16 protein-coding genes and 1 pseudogene are annotated in these 20,356 nt (G+C 69.1%); 6 read left to right on the top strand and 11 right to left on the bottom strand.

From position 1 onward, the window contains the following. From FMQ63_RS23450 to rpmH, 5 genes and pseudogenes are all read right to left on the bottom strand, one after another. Positions 1-381, bottom strand: a pseudogene (locus FMQ63_RS23450) (hypothetical protein); the annotation flags it as partial. After that, entirely contained in the window at positions 378-2,189 is a 1,812-nt protein-coding gene (gene yidC, locus FMQ63_RS23455; RefSeq protein WP_011557411.1) for a membrane protein insertase YidC, read from the bottom strand. The gene yidC and the pseudogene FMQ63_RS23450, both read right to left, overlap by 4 nt. A gap of 49 nt (positions 2,190-2,238) precedes the next feature. Next, a complete protein-coding gene (yidD, locus tag FMQ63_RS23460) occupies positions 2,239-2,457 on the bottom strand; it encodes a membrane protein insertion efficiency factor YidD (protein WP_011557412.1) in 219 nt (72 codons plus the stop codon). Further along, positions 2,454-2,876, bottom strand: coding sequence for a ribonuclease P protein component (gene rnpA / locus FMQ63_RS23465; RefSeq protein ID WP_011557413.1), 423 nt, complete (start codon positions 2,874-2,876; stop codon positions 2,454-2,456). Before rnpA ends, yidD begins: the two co-directional genes overlap by 4 nt. Positions 2,877-2,888: 12 nt before the next feature. Further along, a complete protein-coding gene (gene rpmH / locus FMQ63_RS23470) occupies positions 2,889-3,041 on the bottom strand; it encodes a 50S ribosomal protein L34 (RefSeq protein ID WP_002637840.1) in 153 nt (50 codons plus the stop codon). Between the two features lie 478 nt (positions 3,042-3,519). On the opposite strand from rpmH, the gene FMQ63_RS23475 reads away from it, so the two are divergent. The 4 genes from FMQ63_RS23475 to FMQ63_RS23490 all read left to right on the top strand — a co-directional run bounded on the left by FMQ63_RS23475 (position 3,520) and on the right by FMQ63_RS23490 (position 11,376). Next, on the top strand, positions 3,520-5,901 hold the full coding sequence (locus tag FMQ63_RS23475; protein ID WP_228556476.1) for a hypothetical protein: 2,382 nt from the start codon (positions 3,520-3,522) through the stop codon (positions 5,899-5,901). Positions 5,902-5,926: 25 nt separating this feature from the next. Beyond that, positions 5,927-7,795, top strand: a complete 1,869-nt coding sequence (locus FMQ63_RS23480; protein ID WP_011557415.1) for a HEAT repeat domain-containing protein — start codon at positions 5,927-5,929, stop codon at positions 7,793-7,795. 247 nt (positions 7,796-8,042) lie between these two features. Further along, the gene (gene dnaA, locus FMQ63_RS23485; RefSeq protein WP_011550153.1) at positions 8,043-9,395 is read left to right on the top strand and encodes a chromosomal replication initiator protein DnaA; all 1,353 of its coding nucleotides are present in this window, start codon (positions 8,043-8,045) and stop codon (positions 9,393-9,395) included. Between the two features lie 280 nt (positions 9,396-9,675). Then, positions 9,676-11,376: a HEAT repeat domain-containing protein gene (locus tag FMQ63_RS23490; RefSeq protein ID WP_228556477.1), complete on the top strand. Its 1,701-nt coding sequence runs from the start codon at positions 9,676-9,678 to the stop codon at positions 11,374-11,376. Positions 11,377-11,508: 132 nt separating this feature from the next. Here the strand turns inward: FMQ63_RS23490 and FMQ63_RS23495 are convergent, their stop codons facing one another. The 3 genes from FMQ63_RS23495 to FMQ63_RS23505 all read right to left on the bottom strand — a co-directional run bounded on the left by FMQ63_RS23495 (position 11,509) and on the right by FMQ63_RS23505 (position 13,441). After that, the gene (locus tag FMQ63_RS23495) at positions 11,509-11,943 is read right to left on the bottom strand and encodes a CBS domain-containing protein (RefSeq protein ID WP_216608955.1); all 435 of its coding nucleotides are present in this window, start codon (positions 11,941-11,943) and stop codon (positions 11,509-11,511) included. A 21-nt stretch (positions 11,944-11,964) separates the two neighbouring features. Continuing rightward, entirely contained in the window at positions 11,965-12,447 is a 483-nt protein-coding gene (locus FMQ63_RS23500) for a DUF2267 domain-containing protein (protein WP_026113904.1), read from the bottom strand. Positions 12,448-12,589: 142 nt separating this feature from the next. Then, complete coding sequence (locus FMQ63_RS23505; RefSeq protein WP_011550157.1) at positions 12,590-13,441, bottom strand: hypothetical protein; 852 nt, start codon at positions 13,439-13,441, stop codon at positions 12,590-12,592. 146 nt (positions 13,442-13,587) lie between these two features. On the opposite strand from FMQ63_RS23505, the gene FMQ63_RS23510 reads away from it, so the two are divergent. Beyond that, positions 13,588-15,000, top strand: a complete 1,413-nt coding sequence (locus tag FMQ63_RS23510; RefSeq protein ID WP_020478632.1) for a pitrilysin family protein — start codon at positions 13,588-13,590, stop codon at positions 14,998-15,000. Next, complete coding sequence (locus FMQ63_RS23515; RefSeq protein WP_020478633.1) at positions 15,000-16,517, top strand: pitrilysin family protein; 1,518 nt, start codon at positions 15,000-15,002, stop codon at positions 16,515-16,517. Before FMQ63_RS23510 ends, FMQ63_RS23515 begins: the two co-directional genes overlap by 1 nt. Before the next feature lie 105 nt (positions 16,518-16,622). Here FMQ63_RS23515 and FMQ63_RS23520 read toward each other — a convergent pair whose 3' ends face one another. From FMQ63_RS23520 to FMQ63_RS23530, 3 genes are all read right to left on the bottom strand, one after another. Beyond that, complete coding sequence (locus tag FMQ63_RS23520; RefSeq protein ID WP_011550158.1) at positions 16,623-16,931, bottom strand: hypothetical protein; 309 nt, start codon at positions 16,929-16,931, stop codon at positions 16,623-16,625. A 285-nt stretch (positions 16,932-17,216) separates the two neighbouring features. Further along, entirely contained in the window at positions 17,217-18,452 is a 1,236-nt protein-coding gene (locus tag FMQ63_RS23525; RefSeq protein ID WP_011550159.1) for an MFS transporter, read from the bottom strand. Between the two features lie 163 nt (positions 18,453-18,615). After that, positions 18,616-20,232 carry a CapA family protein gene (locus FMQ63_RS23530; RefSeq protein WP_011550160.1) on the bottom strand — a complete coding sequence of 539 codons (1,617 nt, stop codon included), beginning with the start codon at positions 20,230-20,232 and terminating at the stop codon, positions 18,616-18,618. Positions 20,233-20,356: the final 124 nt, after the last annotated feature.

Genomic DNA, 20,356 nt, shown 5'->3' on the forward strand with positions numbered 1-20,356 from the left:
GGCGGGGGCGGCCGGAGCCGCGGCTTGAGCCGCCGCGGCCTGGGGCTCACGGCGCGGCCGGGGCTCCGGGTGCACACCCGCACCCAGCATCACCCAGCGCCGGTCGGCGCCAGGGCGATGCAGCATCTTGTTCAACAGGAACTGGAGCGAGTCCACCACCTGACTGCGCCGTCCCACCTCCACACCGGGAGGCGGTGCGGGCTCGAAGTGGAGCGCCACCGACAGGCTGCCGTCGGCGGCGTCCTTCATGTCCAGCCGCGCCGGGAAGCCCATCAGCCCGAGGATGTCCCCGAGGAGCTTCTCCACACGGCCCCGGAACTCTCCGGCCGAATCGCCGGAGGCCGGGGTGGACGGCGTCTGCTGGGGAACCTGCTCGCTCACTTGCGTCTGCCTCCCGCACCGGCCACCGCCGGCGTCCCACCGCCCGTCTGGGGCTTGTTCCGGTCCAGCCACTTCCGCAGGCCGTACTGCTGCGCGATGGAGAGGATGTTGTTCGTGAAGATGTAGAGCGACAGGCCGGCCGGGTACTGGAGCAGCGTCAGCGTGAAGATGATGGGCAGGAACCAGGTCATGATCTTCGCCTGGGTCGCATCCATCATCTGCGGCTGCATCTTCTGGGTGATGACCATGGACACGCCCAGTGCCAGCGGCAACAGGTACGTGGGGTCCTTGTAGGTCAGGTCACGCCAGATGGGCCCGATGAAGGGCTCGCCGTAGATGTCGAAGCTGTTGCGCAGCGCGGTGAACAGGGCAATCCACACCGGCATCTGGATGAGGAGGGGGAGACACCCGCCCAGCGGGTTCACCTTGGCCTCCTGGTACAGCTTCATGATTTCGAGGTTCTGCTGCTCGCGGTTGTCCGCGTGCTTCTTGCGGATCTCCTCCATGCGCGGCTGGAGCTTCTTCACCTCTTCCATGCTGACCATGGAGCGGTAGGTGAGGGGCAGCAGGACGAGCTTCACCACCACCGTGAGCAGGATGATGGCCACGCCCCAGTTGCCGGTGACGCCGTAGAAGAACTTCATGACCCACAGCAGGACCTTGCAGATGACGGCCCAGATGCCGAAGTCCACCGTCTCCGCCAGCGGCGGGTGGAACGTCGCGTCCGTCTGGCCGGTGGCCGCGCGCAGCGAGGCACCGGGCACCTGGGCCAGCAGGTCCGTATCCTTGGGGCCGAAGTAACCGCCGAAGCGCAGCGTCACCGTCTCGCCCGGCGCGGCCGTAATCGGGAAGGACGCCGTCACCTTGCGCAGGGTGGGCGTGGCCTCGAAGGAGCACGAGCCGGCGCGCGGCCCTTCCAGCGGGTAGAGCGCGGACAGGAAGTACTGCTGGTCGATGCCGAAGAACTGAATCTGGCCGCGGGTGTCCTCGGCGTCCGGGTGGTCGTCGCCCGGGCTCATCTTCTGGAGCTTGTCACCCACCCAGCAGGCGGAGCGGCTCAGGTTGCCCACGCCGCCGAAGAAGGACGGCGCGTGCTCGAAGTTGGGGTCGATGGCGCGGTTGTGGTGCACCTGCAGCTCGCCGCTCTGCGGCTGGCCGGAGGTGTTGCGCACCTGGAGGGTGTAGCTCAGCTCGAACCCGTCCATGGGCCACTTGACCGTCTTCACGACCTCCCACGGTCCGCGGCGGCCGGTGAAGGTGACGCCGTCCGCGTTGCCGGGGGCGCCTTCATCCAGGGTGTAGTTCAGGTCCGCGGGCAGCGGGCTGGCGCCGGTGATGGACACGGCCAGGGGCAACGGCTGGCCCGGGGTGGGGCGCGCCAGGTCCATCTGCGGCGCGGGGGGAATCTCCTTGCCGAACAGCTTCTGGAAGCCCTGGGTGACGGTGAGCTCCTGCTGCTCCCGCATCTTCGCGCCCTTGAGCACGGCGGCGGTGAGGCCGGCGCCCTCGGAGGAGAAGGCGTAGGTGGCCTCGTCGCGCTGCAGCTCCACCTTGCGCGCCGGAGGCGGCGGGGCCTCCGCGGTGGCGCCCGTCCCGGTACCGCCTTCGGGAGGCTGGACGGCCGGGGGAGTGCCGGCATCGGCGGGCGCCGTGGCCACCACGCCCGCGTCGGGGATTTCCGAGCCGGGCGGAGGCGGAGTGGGCGCGAAGAAGAAGGTGTAGACGGCAGTGGCCGCGAACGAGAGGGCCAGGGCCGCCAGCAGTCGCTTCTGCGAATCGTTCGACTGGGGCGAGAGCGGATCGTTCATAGACTCCCCCCTCCACGAGGGAGAGGGCGGCAATGGGTGGAACCCCTCGTCACGGCACCGGGTCGATACCGCCGGGGTGGAAGGGCTGGCAGCGCACGAGCCGCCAGAGAGTGAGCCACGACCCCTTGAGGCCGCCGTGCTTCTCCAGCGCCTCCATGGCGTACGTGGAGCAGGAGGGATGGAACCGGCACACCTTGGGGAGCAGCGGTCCGAGGAACTTCCGGTAGAAGCGGATGGGCAGCGAGATGACGAAGGCCAGGGGGCTCATCTGGGCGGCTCCTTCGGCTTCGTCTCCGCGGCGCGGGGCAGTCGCTGCAGCTTACGGGTGACACCGTCAAAGGCACGCGACAACGCCGGAAAGGAAGCATCCTTCGCGGAGGAGCGTGCCACCAGGACGACGTCCAGGCCTGACGGCCATTGCATGCGGCGCTTCCGAAAAAGCTCCCGCAAGACGCGCCTCAAGCGCGCTCGGACGACGGCGTTGCCCACCTTGCTCGACACGGTCAGGCCAACACGTGAGTACGGTCGGCTATTGCGCTTCACGAGGGCCAGGAGGCAGTCCGAAGGGACTTTCTGCCCGCCTTCCTGGACCTCGAGGAACTCGCGCCGTTGAAGCAGGCGCAGGGCCTTGGGGAAGCGCTGGTCTGCCGGGCGGGACTGGCCCGGCGTCGCACCCTCGGCCCTCACACGCGAACTCGCTTACTTCTTGGGAGCGGACACGACGAGCCGCTTGCGACCCTTCGCACGACGGCGCTTGAGGACATCCCGGCCGCCCTTCGTGGCGTTCCGCTTGCGGAACCCGTGGGCGCGATTGCGGCGGACCTTCGACGGCTGGTACGTGCGCTTGGACACGGCTCTTACTCCTTGGTGATGACGGCGGCGCCTCCTACCGCTCCGGCGCGACCTGAACTAGGGAAAGGGGCGGGTCCGTACCCCCATTTCCAGGGTAAGTCAACGTTGGATCACCCTGGCCCACCCGGGAACCCACGCCCGGAGGCCCGATCGGACCGCCTGAGGTAGGGCCATGAAGGCTTGGGTGCTACTGACGGTGCCGACCACCGCCCAACGCACGGCGGCGGGAGTCTAACCGCGAACAGCGTGGACGTCTGTTTCCCTGGCGCTTCTTTCGAGTGAGTGCCTGCCAGCCCGGGCGCCCAACGGCCTCAGACTCGCAATAACTGAGAGCGCTGGGGGTCGCGGATACCCATCCAGAGACACCATCATTTTTTTGCGAAGGACCTTTTGAAGGCCCGTTCTTCCGCAAACCCCACACAAAGGTGTCCACATGTCGTTGCTCACGCGGCCTCAGGTCGTCGTGCTCGGACTTGTCATGTCCTCTGCGCCCGCCCTGGCCCAATCGTTCCCCCCCGTCCTCCCGCCGCTGAACCCCATCCTCCTCTGTAATTCCTACGTCCCCACGCTCGAAGAGTGCCAGAACCCCGTCACCTTCTGCGCGAACATGGCCCGGAGCGCGGCGAAGACCAACCCGAACGCCGCCTGCAACGTCCTGGTGCGCGACGCCGCGCTGAACGCCGTGGCGAGCCTGCCCGAGCGCACCGTGCTGGTGCCCATCACCCGCAACGCGAGCGGCCAGGAGATTGCGCCAGACGCCGCCACCAAGAGCGTGGCCTTCGTCGAGGAGAACCCGAACGCCCGCTACATGAGCGGCCTCTCCAGCTTCATGCTGGGCACCGCGCACCGCGACCGGACCTACTTCCCCGCGTCGACCAAGACGGCCACCCTCATGCGCTTCGCGCGCCTCTCCCAGCGAAACGCGTGGAACAACTCCGGCAACACCGTCGACTCCTGCCGCGAGTACGTCCACGAGAAGTACTACGACTACAGCGTCTTCGAGGACGCCATCTCCTCCGCGGGCACCGACTACCGCAAAATCTTCGACATCGCCTACGCCCAGGCGCCCAGCGGCGGCAGCGTGCCCGCCTCCGCCATTGGCACCCGCTCGATTGCGGACCCGGTGCAGCGCGGCAAGGACGGCACCCCTATCCAACCCGCCATCCAGTTCCCCGCCGGCGCGCCGAAGAACGAGTTCTTCACCGTGCCGCCTCCCGTACAGGGCAAGGTCACCATCAGCGCCAGCAACGTGGACCGGGTGGTCGTGGTTCCAGGCGGGAGGGGCGTGGCCTTCATCGAGCTCAAGGACCTGGACCGTCCGCTGAACCTCTACGGCACCATCCTGCCCGAGGCGACGCTGTCCACCCTGGCGAACGGCGCCAGCTACTACAACGAGAGCTGGGCGTGGCACCGAAGCATGAGCACCATTCGCAACGCCAACGTCCTGGATGAGCGGATGTACGAACTGGACCGGCTCCAGGAGGAGTTCGCCGCGCTCGTCCAGCAGCGCAAGGACCTGGTCAGCTCCATCCAGGTGGAGCTGGCCCGGCGCTACCAGCCCATCCAAGGGTTCCTGAAGGCCGAGCCGGAAACGTCCAGCAACCTGACGGACGACGACGAGCCCCAGGACCCGGTCGTCACCCAGCTCTACCAGTTGGCCTCGCTGGATGCCGTCATCGAAGCGGCGCTCCAGCAGGCCCAGGCGAAAGGCTGCCTCAACTTCCAGATTGGCAAGGCCGCCGCTCCCTGCGACTGGTCGCCCAAGCGCTTCGCGCGCAGGGTGATGAACCTCTACCAGGGCGCGCGTGAGCAGGACTTCCAGAAGTGCTCGACCTATACCCGCGACGACTTCGCGGACCTCAAGGCCAGGCCCCTGCAGATTGGCACCGTCAACTACCCCGCGCAGGACTACACGACGAGCCCCTCGCGCCTGGAGACGTACTTCACCCGACGGGACCAGTACATGCGCGCCCTGTCCTCCACGGTGGGGCCCATGCTGGATCCGAAGACGGCGCAGCCCCGCCTGCGCTGGGAGTCCGGTGACAGCTACAGCCTGGGCAATGACACCTTCGGCGCCACCGCGAACTACCAGGTGGCCGTGGCCATCAACAACGTGAAGAACACGCCCGACTGCGGCCTCTCCCCGGAGGTGACGGGCAGCTTCACCGCCACCGGCAGCGCCCTGGGCATCAGCGCCAACCTCATCAACGCCCAGGTGAATGTGACGCAGAAGCGCGCGGACATCGACCTGGACGTGCTCGACAACACCGTGCCGCTGGTGGACATCCACAAGAACCTGACGCTGGGCCAGTTCAACATCGTGTCCGGCAAGCAGGAGAAGAAGGCCACGCTGGTGAGCGCGCAGGCCACCTTCGTCATCGTGGTGGTCCCCGTCACGATCGGCGCCAAGGTGGCCGGCGTGGTGGGGCTCGAATACGGGTTGTCGGCGGATCACAAGGTGACGGGCACCACGGCGTGCAGCGTGACGAGCGTGGGCATCACCGGACACGTGCAGCCCTACGCGCAGGTGGACGGTGAGCTGTACGCGAGCGTCGACCTCTTCGTCATCGAGGCGGGCGTGAAGGGGCGCCTCCAACTGGTCCACGCCGCCGTCCCGCTCAACGCCAACGTCTGGCTGTCGCCGGTCGGAGGCAGGGTGAAGCTGCGCATGGAGGGGAACTCCGACCTGCGCTTCACCTTCCTGTCCGGCAGCATCTCCGCCTACGTGGAAGTGGGCATCTGGCCCTTCGAAACGGAGTTCGAGGAGACGCTCGTGAGCTGGAACGGCATCACCGAGAACGTGAAGTTGTTCGACCACTCGTTCAACGTCGACCTCCTCGACCTCCGCTCCCTGCTGTAATCCCCGTACCTGCTGGAGACGCCCCATGAACGCACGCAAGGTCATCACTGGCGGTGCACTGCTGGCACTGCTGCTCCTGGGAGCCGCCTGGCTCTTCCACACCCAGGCCCCCGTCACCGGGGCGCCTCCAGCGGCGACGCCCCTCCGCGTCCACTTCCCCGTGGGGGAGCGCCGGACGTACCGCATGGACTACACGGCCCGGACCGAGGTGCGCCTCGCCGGGTCGCAACAGAAACCCACCGCCATGGGGGGCCGGGCCCACTTCGTTGGAGACCTGGTCCTCCGCGGCCACCCCGCGCAGGGCACCGCCCTGCGCGTGGGGCTGAGCCTGGAGAACCTCCACGAGCACACGCTCGAGCTGTTTGGCCACGCGCTGCTGCCAGACGCCGCGGCCGTCGCGGCCACCTTCACCGGCCGCGAGGCCCTGCTGGACCTGGACGCCGACGGCACCCTGCGCGCCGTCTCCTTCCAGGAGGAAGACCCCTCCCTCTTCAAGAACACCGTGCAGACGCTGGCCGGCGAGCTCCAGTGGGTGCTGCGCGACGGCGCCACCTGGCAGGTGGAGGAGCTGACGTCGCGAGGCACGGCCCTCACGGAGTACGCGCGGCTGGACGAAGGCGCCCTGCCCGCGCGCATCCTCAAGCGGCGCCTGGCCTACCCGGAGCCCCGCGGCATGGGCACGGGCAGCGGCGCCGTGGAGGTGGACTCGCGCTTCGAGATGACGCTGGACGCGGACGGCGTCCTGGAGCGGCTCTCCGGTGAAGAGCGGGTGCTCCGCCGCCCGACCGGTGGCGGCGAACCCACCGCCACCTCGCACATCCAGCTCCGCCTGGAGCCCGGCAAGCGGGACCGGTTCGTGGTGGCGCAGGCCTCCGCCGCGCCCGCCGCGCCGCTCCAAAAGCTCGCGCCGGGCGAACTGGTGACGGACGCCCACGCGCGGGAGCGGATGCTGGAGCAGCAGGTGGATGGGCTCACCCCGGAGCGCTTCTTCGAGCTGATGGAGAAGTACGCCAACGGCGGCACCTTCCCGGAACACAACCACTTCCTCCTCCAAGCCACGGGCCTGCTAGAGCAGCAGCCCGAGCTGTGTGCGCGGCTGGCCGACTTCTTCCAGCAGTCCACCCTGAAGCCGCGGGGCCGGGCGCTGGTGCTGGACCTGCTGGCGGGCACGGGCACGCCGGAGGCGCAGACGGCGCTGGTGCGCGCCCTGTCCAGCCCCCAGGCGCTGGCCGAGCCCGGCTACGGCATGTTGCTCAGCCGCCTGTCGCTGCTGACCAGCCCCACCCCCGACACGGTGCGCTTCATCGAACGCACCCACCGCACGGCCCGTGACGACACCCGCGTGGCCACCGCCTACGCCCTGGGCGCCACCGCCGGCGCCCTCTACCGGCAGCAGCAGGACGCGGAGTCCCTGGCCGCCGTCCAGCAGCTCGGGGCCGAGCTGCGCGCCGCGCGCACGCCCGAGGACAAGGCCCACCTGCTGCTCGCGCTGGGCAACGCGGGCCTGGAGGAGCAGGTGGACGTCATCGCCCACTACGCCCAGGACGCGGACGCACAGGTGCGCCGGGCCTCGGCCCGCGCGCTGCGGAAGATTCAGACGCCCCAGGCCATGCGCACGCTCCTCTCCATGACCGAGGACACCGACGCGCCCGTGCAGTCCTCCGCGCTGACGGCGCTGGGCCGCCGGGACCTGGACGAATCGGCCCTGCGCCAACTGCGCGACCTGGCCCTCTCCGGCCGCGTGCCCGTGGAAAACCACCACACCCTGGTGACGGTGGTGGAGCCCTACCTCCAGCGAGCACCCGAGGTGCGCCAGCTCCTCCAGCACCTGCTCACCCAGGACGTGCCTGACGCCCAGCTCCACACGCGCATCCGAGGCCTGCTCGGGACGTGACCAGGGCAGGAAACCACCGGGCCATTCACTGCGAGTGAACAACCTGATGGTGTCCCCCAGTCCTTGGGGTAGGGGAGGGGATGATCCACAACCGGGCCGGGCTGGCACGTCCGTTGCGGATCATCCGTGTTGGGAAAAACCCTTGAGGCTACGGCGGTTTTGGCCGGTTGCTTGATCCACCAGGAACCGTCTGTTAGCACCGCCGAACGCCTCGTTTTCCCCCTGCTCCTGCACGTTTGAGTCCCGCGTGAACGCCCTCGCCCAAGCCGCTACCCCCCTCCCAAGTGCTGGAATTCTCTGGGCTCGGATGCTGGATGCCATCCGCCAGGAGAAGTTCGACTACGCGCTGAGATGGCTGGAGCGGATGCGCCCGCTGGAGGTGCGTGACGGTGCCCTGGTGATGGGCGTTCCGGACCGCTTCTTCCGCGACTGGGTGGATGACCACTACCGCCCCATGCTGGATGTCCAGCTCGCACGGATGGGGGAGGGCCTGACCTCCATCGCCTATGAGGTAGTGGAGGGCCTGGAGCCGGACCCGCATTTTCCACCCACACCCTCAGTCAAGGCGAGCGCCACGCGTCCGGGCCGGCTGAACGCGCGCTTCACCTTCGACACCTTCGTGGTGGCGGACAGCAACCAGCTCCCGGCCGCCGCGGCGCAGGCCGTGGCCGACAAGCCGGGCCACCACTACAACCCGCTCTACATCTACGGCGGCACGGGTCTGGGCAAGACGCACCTGCTCCAGGCAGTGGGCAACCTCATCTGGGAGCGAGATCCATCCCAGCGCGTGGTGTTCCTCTCCAGCGAGCAGTTCACCAACGAGTACGTGGAGAGCGTCCGCGAGCACCGCATGGGGGACTTCCGCCGGAAGTTCCGTGAGGAGTGCGACGTGCTCCTCCTCGACGACATCCAGTTCCTCGGCAAGCGTGAGGAGACGCAGAAGGAGTTCTTCTACACCTTCAACACGCTCTACGAGATGAACAAGGCCATCGTCCTCACCAGCGACACCGTGCCCGCGGAGATTCCGGGCCTGGAGGACCGGCTGCGCAGCCGCTTCGCCATGGGGCTGATGACGGACATCCGCGAGCCCACCTACGAGACGCGGGTGGCCATCCTCCAGAAGAAGGCCGTGGCCGAAGGTCTGGACCTGCCGGACTCGGTGGCGCACTTCATCGCCAAGCACATCCAGAAGAACGTGCGCGAGTTGGAAGGCGCGCTGGTGAAGCTGTCCGCGGTGCACAGCCTGACGCGCCAGCCCGTGACGGAGGACTTCGCGTCCCAGGTGCTGCGCGACATCCTCCCCGCCCACAGCGCGGTGGACGTGGAGGCCATCCAGCGCGAGGTGGCCCGCTTCTACAAAGTCACGGTGGAGTCGCTGAAGGAAGACCGCCGGCACAAGGCCCTGGCCCATGCGCGCCAGGTGGCCATGTACCTCAGCCGCAAGCTGACGAAGAGCTCCTTCCCGGAAATCGCCGCGCGCTTCAGCAAGGACCACTCCACCGTCATCTCCGCGGTTCGCAAGGTGGAAGGCCTCCGCGTGACGGATGCCACCGTGCAGCGTGAGTTGGCGGAGCTGGAATTGAAGCTCGGCAATCCCTGAAACAGCCGTACCTTTGTTTCATGTCGGACGACACGCGCCCGCGTGAAACGGGCCGTGTCCGGCTGACGCGCAACCAGGATTGACGCTCGGGCGCGTATGCGGGGGAGTGAGCCCGCGCCTGAAGAGCCTGGTCCTTCTGCTCGCCGTGCTCACGGCAGCCGCGCTGTGGCGTGCGGGCCAGGAGACACAGACGCCGGCTTCTCCTGAGACACCGCCGGCTGTCTCACCGTCCTTGGATGATGAAGCCCTCACACCGGCTCCCGAGGAAAACCTTCCAGGCGTGAAGGGGCGGGAGCGGGTGCTCGTCGTGGGCCACCGGCTTCGTTACACGTTCGACCTGGACCTCCGGACCCACACGGAGAATCGGGCCGGCGCGCGCGAGTCCCTGCACACCGGATGGAGCGGCCTGTTCGAGCTCACCTACCTGGGCGCGGAGGGTGAACAGCACCTGTTCTCCGGCCACCTCGTGCCCACGCGGGTGGCCGTGGAATCCGGTGAGACGCTGGCGCCCGGTGACGCAGCGATGCAGGCGCTCCGGGGCATGTTCGAGCGGCCGGTGTACGTGGGCCAGGACGTGCGGGGCCGGGTGATGGCCGTGCACTTCGATGCGGCGCAGGACGCGACGGCGCGGCGGCTCGTGCGCCTGCTGCTCGCGTCGACGCAGTTCGTGGCGGAGGACGGCCCCCGCTGGAGCACCGAGGAGCCGGACTCGCGCGGTGACCTCGAAGCCGTGTACCGCGCGGGTGGCAGCGCGAACACCTACGTGAAGACGAAGCGGCGCTACCTGCGCGCTGGCTCGGCGGTGCTTCCACGGCTGCAAGGGCACCTGGACTTCACCCTGTTCGCGGATGGGCACGTGAAGGAAGCGACGGGCTCGGACGTGGTGGAGTTGGGCGGAGGCAGCACGGGGCTCCCTCGCATCCGCGAGGAGGCGAGGGTCGCGTTGACCAACGTGGGCGTGGACTACCGGCTTTCGTCGCTGAGGCCGTTTGAGGCCACGCGGACGACGTTGCGGTCGGAGCGGCTCACGGATTCGGCCGACATGGAGGGGGCTTCGCTGGAGGCGCGGGACAGGCAGCTCGTGAAGGGGGTGAAGCTGGATGACTTGCTGCGGGCACTGGCGAAGCGCGAGGACCTGGACACCGCGCGGCTGCGACTGACGGCCTTGTTCCGACAGAATCTGGCGGAAGTGGAACGAGCCGTGGCGCTGATTCGTCAGGGCTCCGCGGACGCGGTGCGCTCCGAGCAGATACTGGAGGCGCTGGCCAGCGCGGGGACGCCAGAGGCGCAGCGGGCGCTGGTGTCCGTGTTGGAGGGAGAACGGGTCCGGCCGAAGACCCGGGCCCACGCGGCACGGGCAGCGGGACGGATGGAACGGCCTTCGCTGCTGCTCGGTGATGCACTGGAGCGCGTGATGGATGGGACGCGGGACGCGGGGGTGAGGAACGCGGCGGCGCTGTCGATGGGGGCGCTGTCGAAGACGTTGGAGGTGGCGGAGCCGGGCCGGAGCCAGGCGCTGGTGGAGGGAATCGTGAGGCGCTGCCGCACGGGTGCTTTGGAGCCCGAGGTCTGTCTGGATGCCCTGGCCCGGGCAGGTGCTCCGGTGGGATTGGCCTACGTGAAGTCGGCGCTCGTGCATCCGGAGGCGGATGTTCGGGGCGCGGCGACGAAGGCACTGAGTGCCATTCCTGGCGCGGCGGTGGATGCATTGTTGGACCAGGTGATGCTCGACGACCCGAGCCCGCGGGTTCGTGCGCTCGCGGTGAAGGCTGTCTCTCAACGGGTCACTGGCGCCCACTTGGAAGTACTGGCCCGGGTGCTGCGCTCCGAGCGGAGTGAGCGCGTCCGCATCGAAGTGGTGCGGCTGCTGGGCCACCTGCAAGCCGTGGAGGCTCCCGCTGCGGCCCTGCTTCGCGATGTGGCCGCGAACGATGGGTCCGCGAACGTACGCGCGCTGGCGGCGTCACTGCTCGGCGAATAGGGCGGGGTGCCGGGCGGATGAGTTCACCTGGCATCCGTTCCACTTCGAAGCGCTACGCGTCCTTGCGGCGACGGCCCATGACGACCCGCATCAGTCCCGCGAGCATTCACGGAAGCAGTGCGGAAGGCACGCTCAGTGCGCAGCGGGGGGAGGGGCCTCGGAGATGCTCTCCAGGGTCTCGCCGACGTCCTCCTCCGCCAGCGCCTCCAGCAAGTCGCCCATCGCGACAATCCCCACCAGCTTCTTGTCCCGGTCGAGCGCGAGGATGCGGCGGACCTTCTTCTCCTTCATCTTCTCCGCCACCACGGAGATGTCCTCGTCATCGAAGGCGTATTCGAGCTGCCCCGTCATCGCCTCCGCCACCGTCGTGCTGTTGGGGTCCTTTCCCTGGGACACCGCACGCACCACGATGTCGCGGTCGGTGATGATGCCCATCAGCCGGTCACCATCACACACGGGCAGCGGGCCCACGCTCAGCTCGCGCATCTTCAACGCGGCGTCCTTCAATGAATCCTTCGCGTTGATGACCGTGACGTCCTTCGTCATCACGTCTTGTACCTTCCGCATCACACGGCTCCTTCCTTGGGTTCAGGCCTCGGGCACCCACAACGAGCGCAGGTCTGCGGGGAGCTGGCCCATGACGTCGTCGGCCTCGCCCTCGCTGATGTGATTTCGCACCGTGACGAACACGGCCCGGGCCAGGCGTTCGGCCTCGTTGGGCGTGGTGTCGAGCTCCTCGGCCACCATGGCGAGGAACTGCTCCAGCTTGTACTTCCGGGCGACCTTGCCCTCGTGCCGAGGACACCGCTTCAGCATGTCCCTCACCTTCCGCGGAAGCTGGGCCTCCAGGTGCTTCGCCTCGGTGTCCATGAGGCGTTGCTCCAGCAGACACAGCACGGACTGCGCGGCCTTCTCCGCCAGGCCACGAACGACGCCCGCGTTCGCTTCGAGGTCCTTCAAGAAGGCCATATAGGTCTGCGCCGCGTGCGACTCACTGCGCTGCTCCTTGAGGCTGGGCGTAGCGCTCCGGCCCTCCGCTGCCTCTCCCTGCTCCTCACGTATGTTCGCCATGACGGTGGCCTCCCCGGTGTCGGGCTTGGGTCTCTTCCCTGAGCGTGGGCACCCCACGTTCCCCAGGCACCGGCCGCCCCCCGCGCGCCGGGACGCCAGGGCGGGAAGCGAGCCAAGCACCGGCGGCACCGTCTCGCCGCCGTCAGTCCACCGCGCCGCCGAGCAGCTCCACCATCCGAGTCCGGTGCAACACGCCCCAGAGCGCCAGCGCGACCAACGCCAGACACACCGCGCCGAGCGCCTCCCACCGCCGGCCAATGGGCGGCCGTGCCTCCGGGTCCACCCGCCGCAGCGCCACCAGGCCCAGGATGAGGGCGAGCATGGACAACCCCGCGAAGACGAATGTCAGCGCGCTCCACACCCCGAAGTAGGAGAGCAGCGGCGCGAACACGGGCAGGAACAGCGACCCCACGCTCAGCGACAGCGCATGCCGAGCAAGGGGGTTGTTGACCCGCAGGTCCCATAGCTGGCGTAGCTCGCGCTCGGGGACATCCAGGCGGAAGAAGAGCCGGCTGCGTGTGTCGCGAAAGACGTTCACCGCGACCATGAGGGGAATGAAGAAAAGCAACGCGGGCGCGCCCAGGGACTGCGCGGTGAGCAGCATCGCCAGCAGCGGCACGGCGAGCAGGCCCATGCGCGCCCACCGCATGCCCAGGAAGAACGCCACGCCCACGCCCGAGCTGCCCAGGCACGCCAGCGTGGTGCCGACGTCCCCGGCCATCAGCGCCACCAGCGCCAGCCCGACGAGCACCACCGTGACACCGACCACCAGCCAGGCGCTCGCGTCCCTCCGTCCCCAGAGCTTGAGCCGGAAGGCCTCCAGGTAGTTCACCTCCGGACGCACCGCGCAGGCAGGGCAGTACATGCGGCCCATCACCCACGTCGTGCACTCGGTGCAGACGAAGCTGCCACAGCGCTGGCAGGTGGCGCCCGCGAGCGCATCCGGATGGAGGGCGCAGCGGGGCAGGGCCCCGGATGGGACTTCGGCGGACATGATTTCAGTCTCTCATGCTGACCAGGAACCAACATCCCGGGGCACGGTCCTTTCCCGCCACCATTCCCTACCCACGGTACCGGACGTGCGTGCTAAGCGCGTCACGTGAGTCATTGGCATCGAGACCCGGAGGCACCTTGTTCCGAATGAAGGCCCTCGTCGCCGCAGCCCTCGTGTTCAGCGGGCCGCCGGCGCTTGCCCAGACACCGACACCCCAGGAGGCGAAGCCACTGGAGCCCGGCCGCGAGGCGCTCGCCATCTCGTATGAGAAATACGCGCTGCCCAACGGCCTGGAGGTCATCCTCTCCGTGGACCGGAAGCTGCCAGTGGTGGCCGTCAACGTCTGGTACCACGTCGGCGCATATCACGAGCAACCCGGCCGCACCGGCTTCGCGCACCTGTTCGAGCACATGATGTTCCAGGGCTCGCGCAACGTGGCCGACGACGTCCACATCTCCCGGCTGGAGCAGTTGGGCGCCACCGACCTCAACGGCACCACCAGCTTCGACCGCACCAACTACTTCGAGACCGTCCCCAGCAACCACCTGGAGACGGCGCTGTGGCTGGAGAGCGACCGCATGGGCTTCCTGCTCGACGCCATCACACCGGAGAAGCTGGAGACCCAGCGCGAGGTGGTGAAGAACGAGCGGCGCGAATCCATTGAAACCGCGCCGTACGGCGCCGCCCGCGAGAAGGCGTGGCACGCGCTCTTCCCGCTGCCGCACCCGTACCACGGGGATGTCATCGGCTCGATGAAGGACCTGAACGCGGCCAACGTGGACGACGTGAAGGACTTCTTCCGCAAGTGGTACGCGCCGTCCAACGCCACGCTGGCCATCGTCGGTGACTTCGACGTGGCGAAGACGAAGGCGCTGGTGGAGAAGTACTTCGGCACGCTGCCCAGCCACGCCCGGCCGCAGCGGCCGGAGGTCGCGCCGGTGAACCTCACCGCGCCCGTGGTGCTGCGCGAGGAGGAGCGCGTGGCCCGGCTGCCGCTCTTGTCCATCCAGTGGCTCACGCCCGCGTACCTGGAAGAAGGGGACGCCACCGCGGACGTGCTGGCCACCGCGCTGTCCACCGGCAAGGCCAGCCGCCTCTACCGCCGGCTGGTGCTGGACAAGGAGCTGGCCCAGAGCGTCAGCGCCACCCAGCAGAGCCAGGGCGCGCAGTCCGTCTTCTCGGTGGACGTGGTGGCGCGGCCCGGCGTGTCCACGGACACGCTGCTCCATGAGGTGGACGCGGTGCTGGACGAGGTCCGCCAGCAGGGCATCACCCCGGCGGAGATTGCCCGCGCCCGCACGCGCTACGACACGCGCACGCTGGCCGGCCTCCAGTCCGTCGGCGGCTTCGGCGGCAAGGCGGACGTCCTCCAGAGCTACAACCACTTCGTCGGCGAGCCCAACTACGTGGCCCAGGACCTGGCTCGCTACGAGTCGGTGACGCCCGAAGCCGTGAAGCAGTTCGCCCAGGACACGCTGCGCCCCGGCGCGCGCGTCATCCTCCACGCGGTGCCGCCCGCACGCCGGCAGGCGCCCCTCGACTCGAAGGAGCGCCACTGATGCGCCGCCTCTTCTCCGCCCTGCTCGTCACCACGCTGGCCGCCTGCGCCAGCAACCCGAAGCCCGCGCCGGCCAATCCGGACTCGCCCGCGCTGGGAGAGAAGGCGGCTCCGGCCGAAGCCACGGCTGACGCCGAGTCCTTCCGCGCCACGCCGCCCCAGCCCGGCAAGGCGCCGGACCTGGTGCTGCCCACCTTCCAGAGCGCGAAGCTGGACAACGGCATCACCGTGATTGTGAGCACGCGGCGGGAGCTGCCGCTCGTGTTCGCGGGTGTGGCCTTCGCCGCGGGCAGCGCGCAGGACCCCAAGGGCAAGGAAGGGCTCGCCGAGCTGACGTACCGCATGCTGCTTGAAGGCGCGGGCAAGCGGGACACGGTGACGCTGGACAACGCCTTCGCGGACCTGGGTGTGACTCCCGCCATGGACGTGCAGGCGGACGGCGCGCAGGTGGGCGTGCGCGTGCTGACGCGCAACCTGGACGCGGCCATGGCCCTGCTGTCGGACGTGGCGCTGCGACCCGCTTTCAACCTCGACGCCTTCGAGCGCCGCAAGAAGCAGCAGCTCGCGGACCTGGCGCGCGCGATGGGGCAGCCCGGTGTGCTGGCGCAACTGGCCTACCTGGAGGCCGTGTTCGGGCTGAACCACCCCTACGGGCACCTCCCCGACGGCACGCCCGCGTCCGTGCAGACGCTCACCCTGGCGGACGTCATGGGCTTCTACCGGAAGCACACCGGCCCCAAGGCCCAGGCAGTCATCCTCACCGGTGACATCAGCCTGGAAGAAGGGGTGGCCCTGGCGAAGAAGCACTTCACCTGGTCGAAGAACAAGGCCACGCCGCCGCCTCCGCCGCCGGCCACGAAGGCCCCGCCGCGTCAGCAGGTGTACGTGGTGCCCAAGCCGGGCCTGGACCAGACGCTGCTGCTGGTGGGCCGCGCTGGCATCGCCGCGGGGAACCCGGACGAGTACCCGCTGGAGCTGGCCACCACCGTGTTCGGTGGCTTCTTCGGCAGCCGCCTCAACATGAACCTGCGCGAGAACAAGGGCTACAGCTACGGCGCGGGCGCCAGCCTCTCTCCGCGCCTGGGCGTGGGGCCACTCACCGCGTACAGCTCCGTGCGCCAGGACGTGACGGGCCCGGCCTTGAACGAAGTGATGAACGAGCTGACGGGCCTGAAGAACCGGCCCATCACCGCCGAGGAGCTGGAGGCCGCGCGCGAGGGCCTCATCCGCGCCTTCCCGGGCGCCTTCGAGTCCGTGGAGGGCCTGGGCGCCAGCGCCGCGGCGCTCTTCATCACCCGCCGCCCGCTGGACGAGTTCAACCGCACCGTGGAGGGCCTGCGCGACGCCAGCGCCGCGGACGTGCAGCGCATGGCCGAGCAGTACCTGGACCCGGCCTCGATGCAGATTGTCCTCGTGGGTGACCCGGCGACCATCCAGGAGCAGGTGACGCCGCTCGGCCTGGGCAAGCTGGTGCCCATCGAGCCGGATGAAGCACCGGTGCCGCGCGCGGCGAAGTAGCACGCAGGCAGTCCTCCCGGGCCGTGGTGGCGAGACCTTGCTCGCGAGCCACGGCCCGGTGTTTCACGGGGTACGAGGTCCGAAGGTCCGGGCCTCCCCTGCGGCTCAGCGGTTGCGCGCCTCGTCTTCCTCGTCGGAGACCTGCCGCTCCTCGGCTCGCTCGCGGCCCCGGCGCTCGCGCTCCAGCTCGTCCGCCTCGTCGATGGGGCTGCGGATGTCGGGGACGTAGCCGCCCACCTCGGAGTCACTGTCCAGGGCGAACTTCTCCTCGCGGGTGTCGCGGATGGAGTCCGCGGAGTACAGCGGCAGGGTGTCGTCGGCTTCCAGTCCCCGCTCCACGCGGTCCGGCGCATAGGGGGGCTTGGTGGCCGCCTCCTTGCCTCCCGTGTACGGGTCGTACTTCCTGTTCGGCATGGCGCGCTCCTCGTCGAAGTGGGTACCGCTCCGAAGCTGAATGTCGGAGCGCGCTCGCGGCGCACCAAGGTCCCCGCGGAGGACTGGGGGCACGCCCGGCCGCCCGGCTCACGAGGAAGATGGGGACGCCCGGAGGCATCCCCAAGTTGCCCACAGGTGGGCCACCCATCGCCGCGTCACTTCCCGAGGAAGCCGAGCAACGCCGCGTGGAACTGCTCCGGCCCCTCGGGGTGGAGAGACGCCTGTAGCGCGAAGGAGTCGCGGGCGCGGGTCCGGAAGACGCGTCTACGCGACAGCGCCGTCGAAGCGCTGCGGACGCAACAGGCGCAGCGTCAGCACCAACGCGATGAACAACACACTGGCGCTCACGGTGACGAAGCGGATGCCCAGCCGGTCCGCCAGCGCGCCCAGGCCCCAGACGCCGGACGCGTACGCGCCGCCCAGTACCATGCTGTACAGGCTGCTCATCCGCGCTTGCAGCTCACGGGGCACGCGCGACTGGCAGTACGCGTGCATCCCGCTCATCAGCATCATGTAGTTGGCGCCGAGCACGAAGATGACAACGGCCGCCATCTGCAGCGTGGGCGACAGCCAATAGAGCGTGGACACGACGCCGATGGACGTCGCCACGATGCCCAGCAGCTTCCGCTGGCCCCACCGGTCCACCAGCGTGCCCACCAGCAGCGCCGCCGTCACCGCGCCCGCGCCCTGGCAGGTGACGAGCAAGGACGTGGCTGCCGCGCCCTGGCCGAAGACGCGGATGGCGAACACCGGCACCAGGCCGATGAAGGGCGCCACCAGGCCCGCGACGAGGAACGTGCCCCACAGCATCAGCGAGATTTCCGGGTCCCCCCGCGCCACGGTGAAGCCATGGGCAATCTGCTTCCACAGGCCCTGACCGCCCTCCGTCACCTTGCGCGTCAGCGTCTTCACCTGCGACAGCGCCACCAACACCGCGACGAAGGACAGTGTGTTGATGAGCAGCGCCCAGGACGTCCCGCCCATGCTCAGCACCAGCGCGGCCAGCGCCGGACCGATGATGCGCCCCAGGTTGAACTGCGCCGAGTTGAGGCTCATGGCGCTGTGCAAGTCCCGGGGTGGCACGAGCTCCGCGAGCATCGCCGCGAAGGCGGGATTGATGAGCGTGCTGGCGCAGCCGTGGACGAAGGAGATGACGGCCACCACGGGGACGCTGAGCCGGTGCGTGAAGGCCAGCAGCGTCAACACGCCCGCGAGCACCAACTGCACCACCGTGCCCAGCGCGACGTAGGCGCGACGGTCGAACCGGTCCGCGAGCGCGCCGCCCACCGGCGACAGCACCACCGCGGGGAGGAAGGTGAGGGCGACGATGCCACCCGTCCACTCGGCGCGGCCCGTGGCCTCGGTGACGTACACACCCATGGCCACCGTCTCCATCCAGGTGCCGATGGTGGAGATCAGGGCTCCCACCCAGACCGCGAAGTAGCCGGGGTGGTCGAAGGCGCGAAGCGAGGAGAGACGTGGCAGTCGAAGGGTGCGCACGGCAGGGACCTTTGTATCCCGGAGCCGTGCGACATGCCTGTAGGGGCCGGCAGTTGCTTTGAGCCGCTATGACGGAAGCTGGGACACATCCAGCAGCCGCGCTTCAGCCCGGGCTCCAGGTCCGTGAAGCACCCACACGCCGCCGTGCGCATGAGACGCCGTGTCAGCGCATGGAGACAGGGCCCTTGCCGCGGACCTTCACGGTGCCGTCGTCGGAGATGCGCGCGCCCGTCTCCGGGAAGTCATCCGCGGTGAGGTCGCGGACCGCCTTGATGACGGCGCCCTTCGGGTCCGGCACGGCGATGCCCCTGTCCACCTGCTTCGTGGGGAGGATGCGGCCCGCCGTGAAGTCGCCGTCGCGGTTCAGCTCGACCTCCAGCACCATGCCCAGGCCCTGCGGACCGCGCAGGTTGAACCGGCCATAGGTGGCGAAGTTGCCCAGCGAGTAGGCGATGAGCCGGCCCTTGTAGAACTCCATGCCGCGCACCACGTGCGGGCCATGGCCGATGACCAGGTGCGCGCCCGCGTCCACCACCGCGCGCGAGAAGGCCCGCAAATCACCCCGGTCCTCGCCGTGGAACTTCTCCCGGCCCTTGGGCACGTGCAGCGCCTTGCTGCCCTCCGCGCCGCCGTGGAACGACACGATGACGATGTCGTGCTCGGCCGCGGCCACGCGCACCAGCCCCGTCGCCGTGGTCAGGTTGTTGAGGTGGTTGCAGGACGGCGACGTGTGGAACGCCACCATGCCGATGAGCAGGCCGTTGCGCTCCACCGTGGCCACCGTGCCCGGCGCGCCGCTCCACGCGATGCCCAGCGCGTCGAGCGTGGACTCCGTCGCGCGGCGGCACTCCTCGCCGAAGTCACCCGAGTGGTTGTTGGCCGTGGACGCCAGGTCCACCCCGGACTCCTTCAGGTACTGGCCGTATTCGGTGGGCGAGCGGAACGCGTAGCAGTTTTTCGACGAGCGGCACTTCTTCGTCTCGCCCGTGTCGCACAGCGGCCCTTCCAGGTTGATGAAGGTGAGGTCCGCGTCCTCCAGCAACGGGCGTACGCCGGCAATCACGCTGCCGGCGCCATCGGGAGGCAGGTGGCCTTCGGGCACGGTGGTGCCCAGCATGACGTCACCCACCGCGCGGATGCGCACCTTCGCGTTGGCCGGCGGGGGAGGGCGGTTGATGAGCTGAGGCCCCTGCGACAGCTTCGCCTGGAGCATGGCCTGCCCACGGGCCTGGGCCAGCGCGCCCTCGAGGTCCGGGTGGTCCGGCTGGAGCTTCTGTACCTCGGACCACTGCGTGTAGGCCTCCGCCCACTGGTTCTCCAGCGAGTGCGCCCAGCCCAGCTCCCAGCGGCAATCCACGCGCGAGGGCGCGGCCTCCACGCAGGCGGACAGTTGGGTGATGGCCGTGGGTGCGTCCTTCGCCTGGAGGGCCTCCATGCCTCGGGCGTAGCTCGTGTCCGGGTCGGCCAGCGGGCCACGCGGGGTGGCGCTCTTGCCCATGGCCAGGGCCGCGGCGCGCAGGGCGGCGGCGCCGGCCTCCGCGGCGGCACGGCCCAGGTCCAGCACCGCGCCGGAGTCACCGGCACGAGGGTAGGCGTTGAGGTCCGTGATGACAGTCTCTGGCGCGGGCGCAGTGCCCTGGGAATCTGGGCCTCGGGTCGAGCTCGAATCGGCGCTGGGGCCTTGCGATGGAGAGACGTGCTGGGCGGGGGCGGACTCACGCGCCGAAGCAGCACCCGGCGTGGTGGCGAGCGCCATCAAGAGGAAGACGGACGAGGGCATGTCCCGCCATTCTAGAGGCCCTCCTGGGATTCTGTGACAGGGGAGATGACCTCACCCTGCCCAGCAGCCAGACAGGCGACACACACCTCATCGGTCAGGGTGATGGGATGTGTGTCGCGGCGCG

Source organism: Myxococcus sp. CA005 (genome assembly GCF_006518205.1).
Taxonomy (GTDB): domain Bacteria; phylum Myxococcota; class Myxococcia; order Myxococcales; family Myxococcaceae; genus Myxococcus; species Myxococcus xanthus.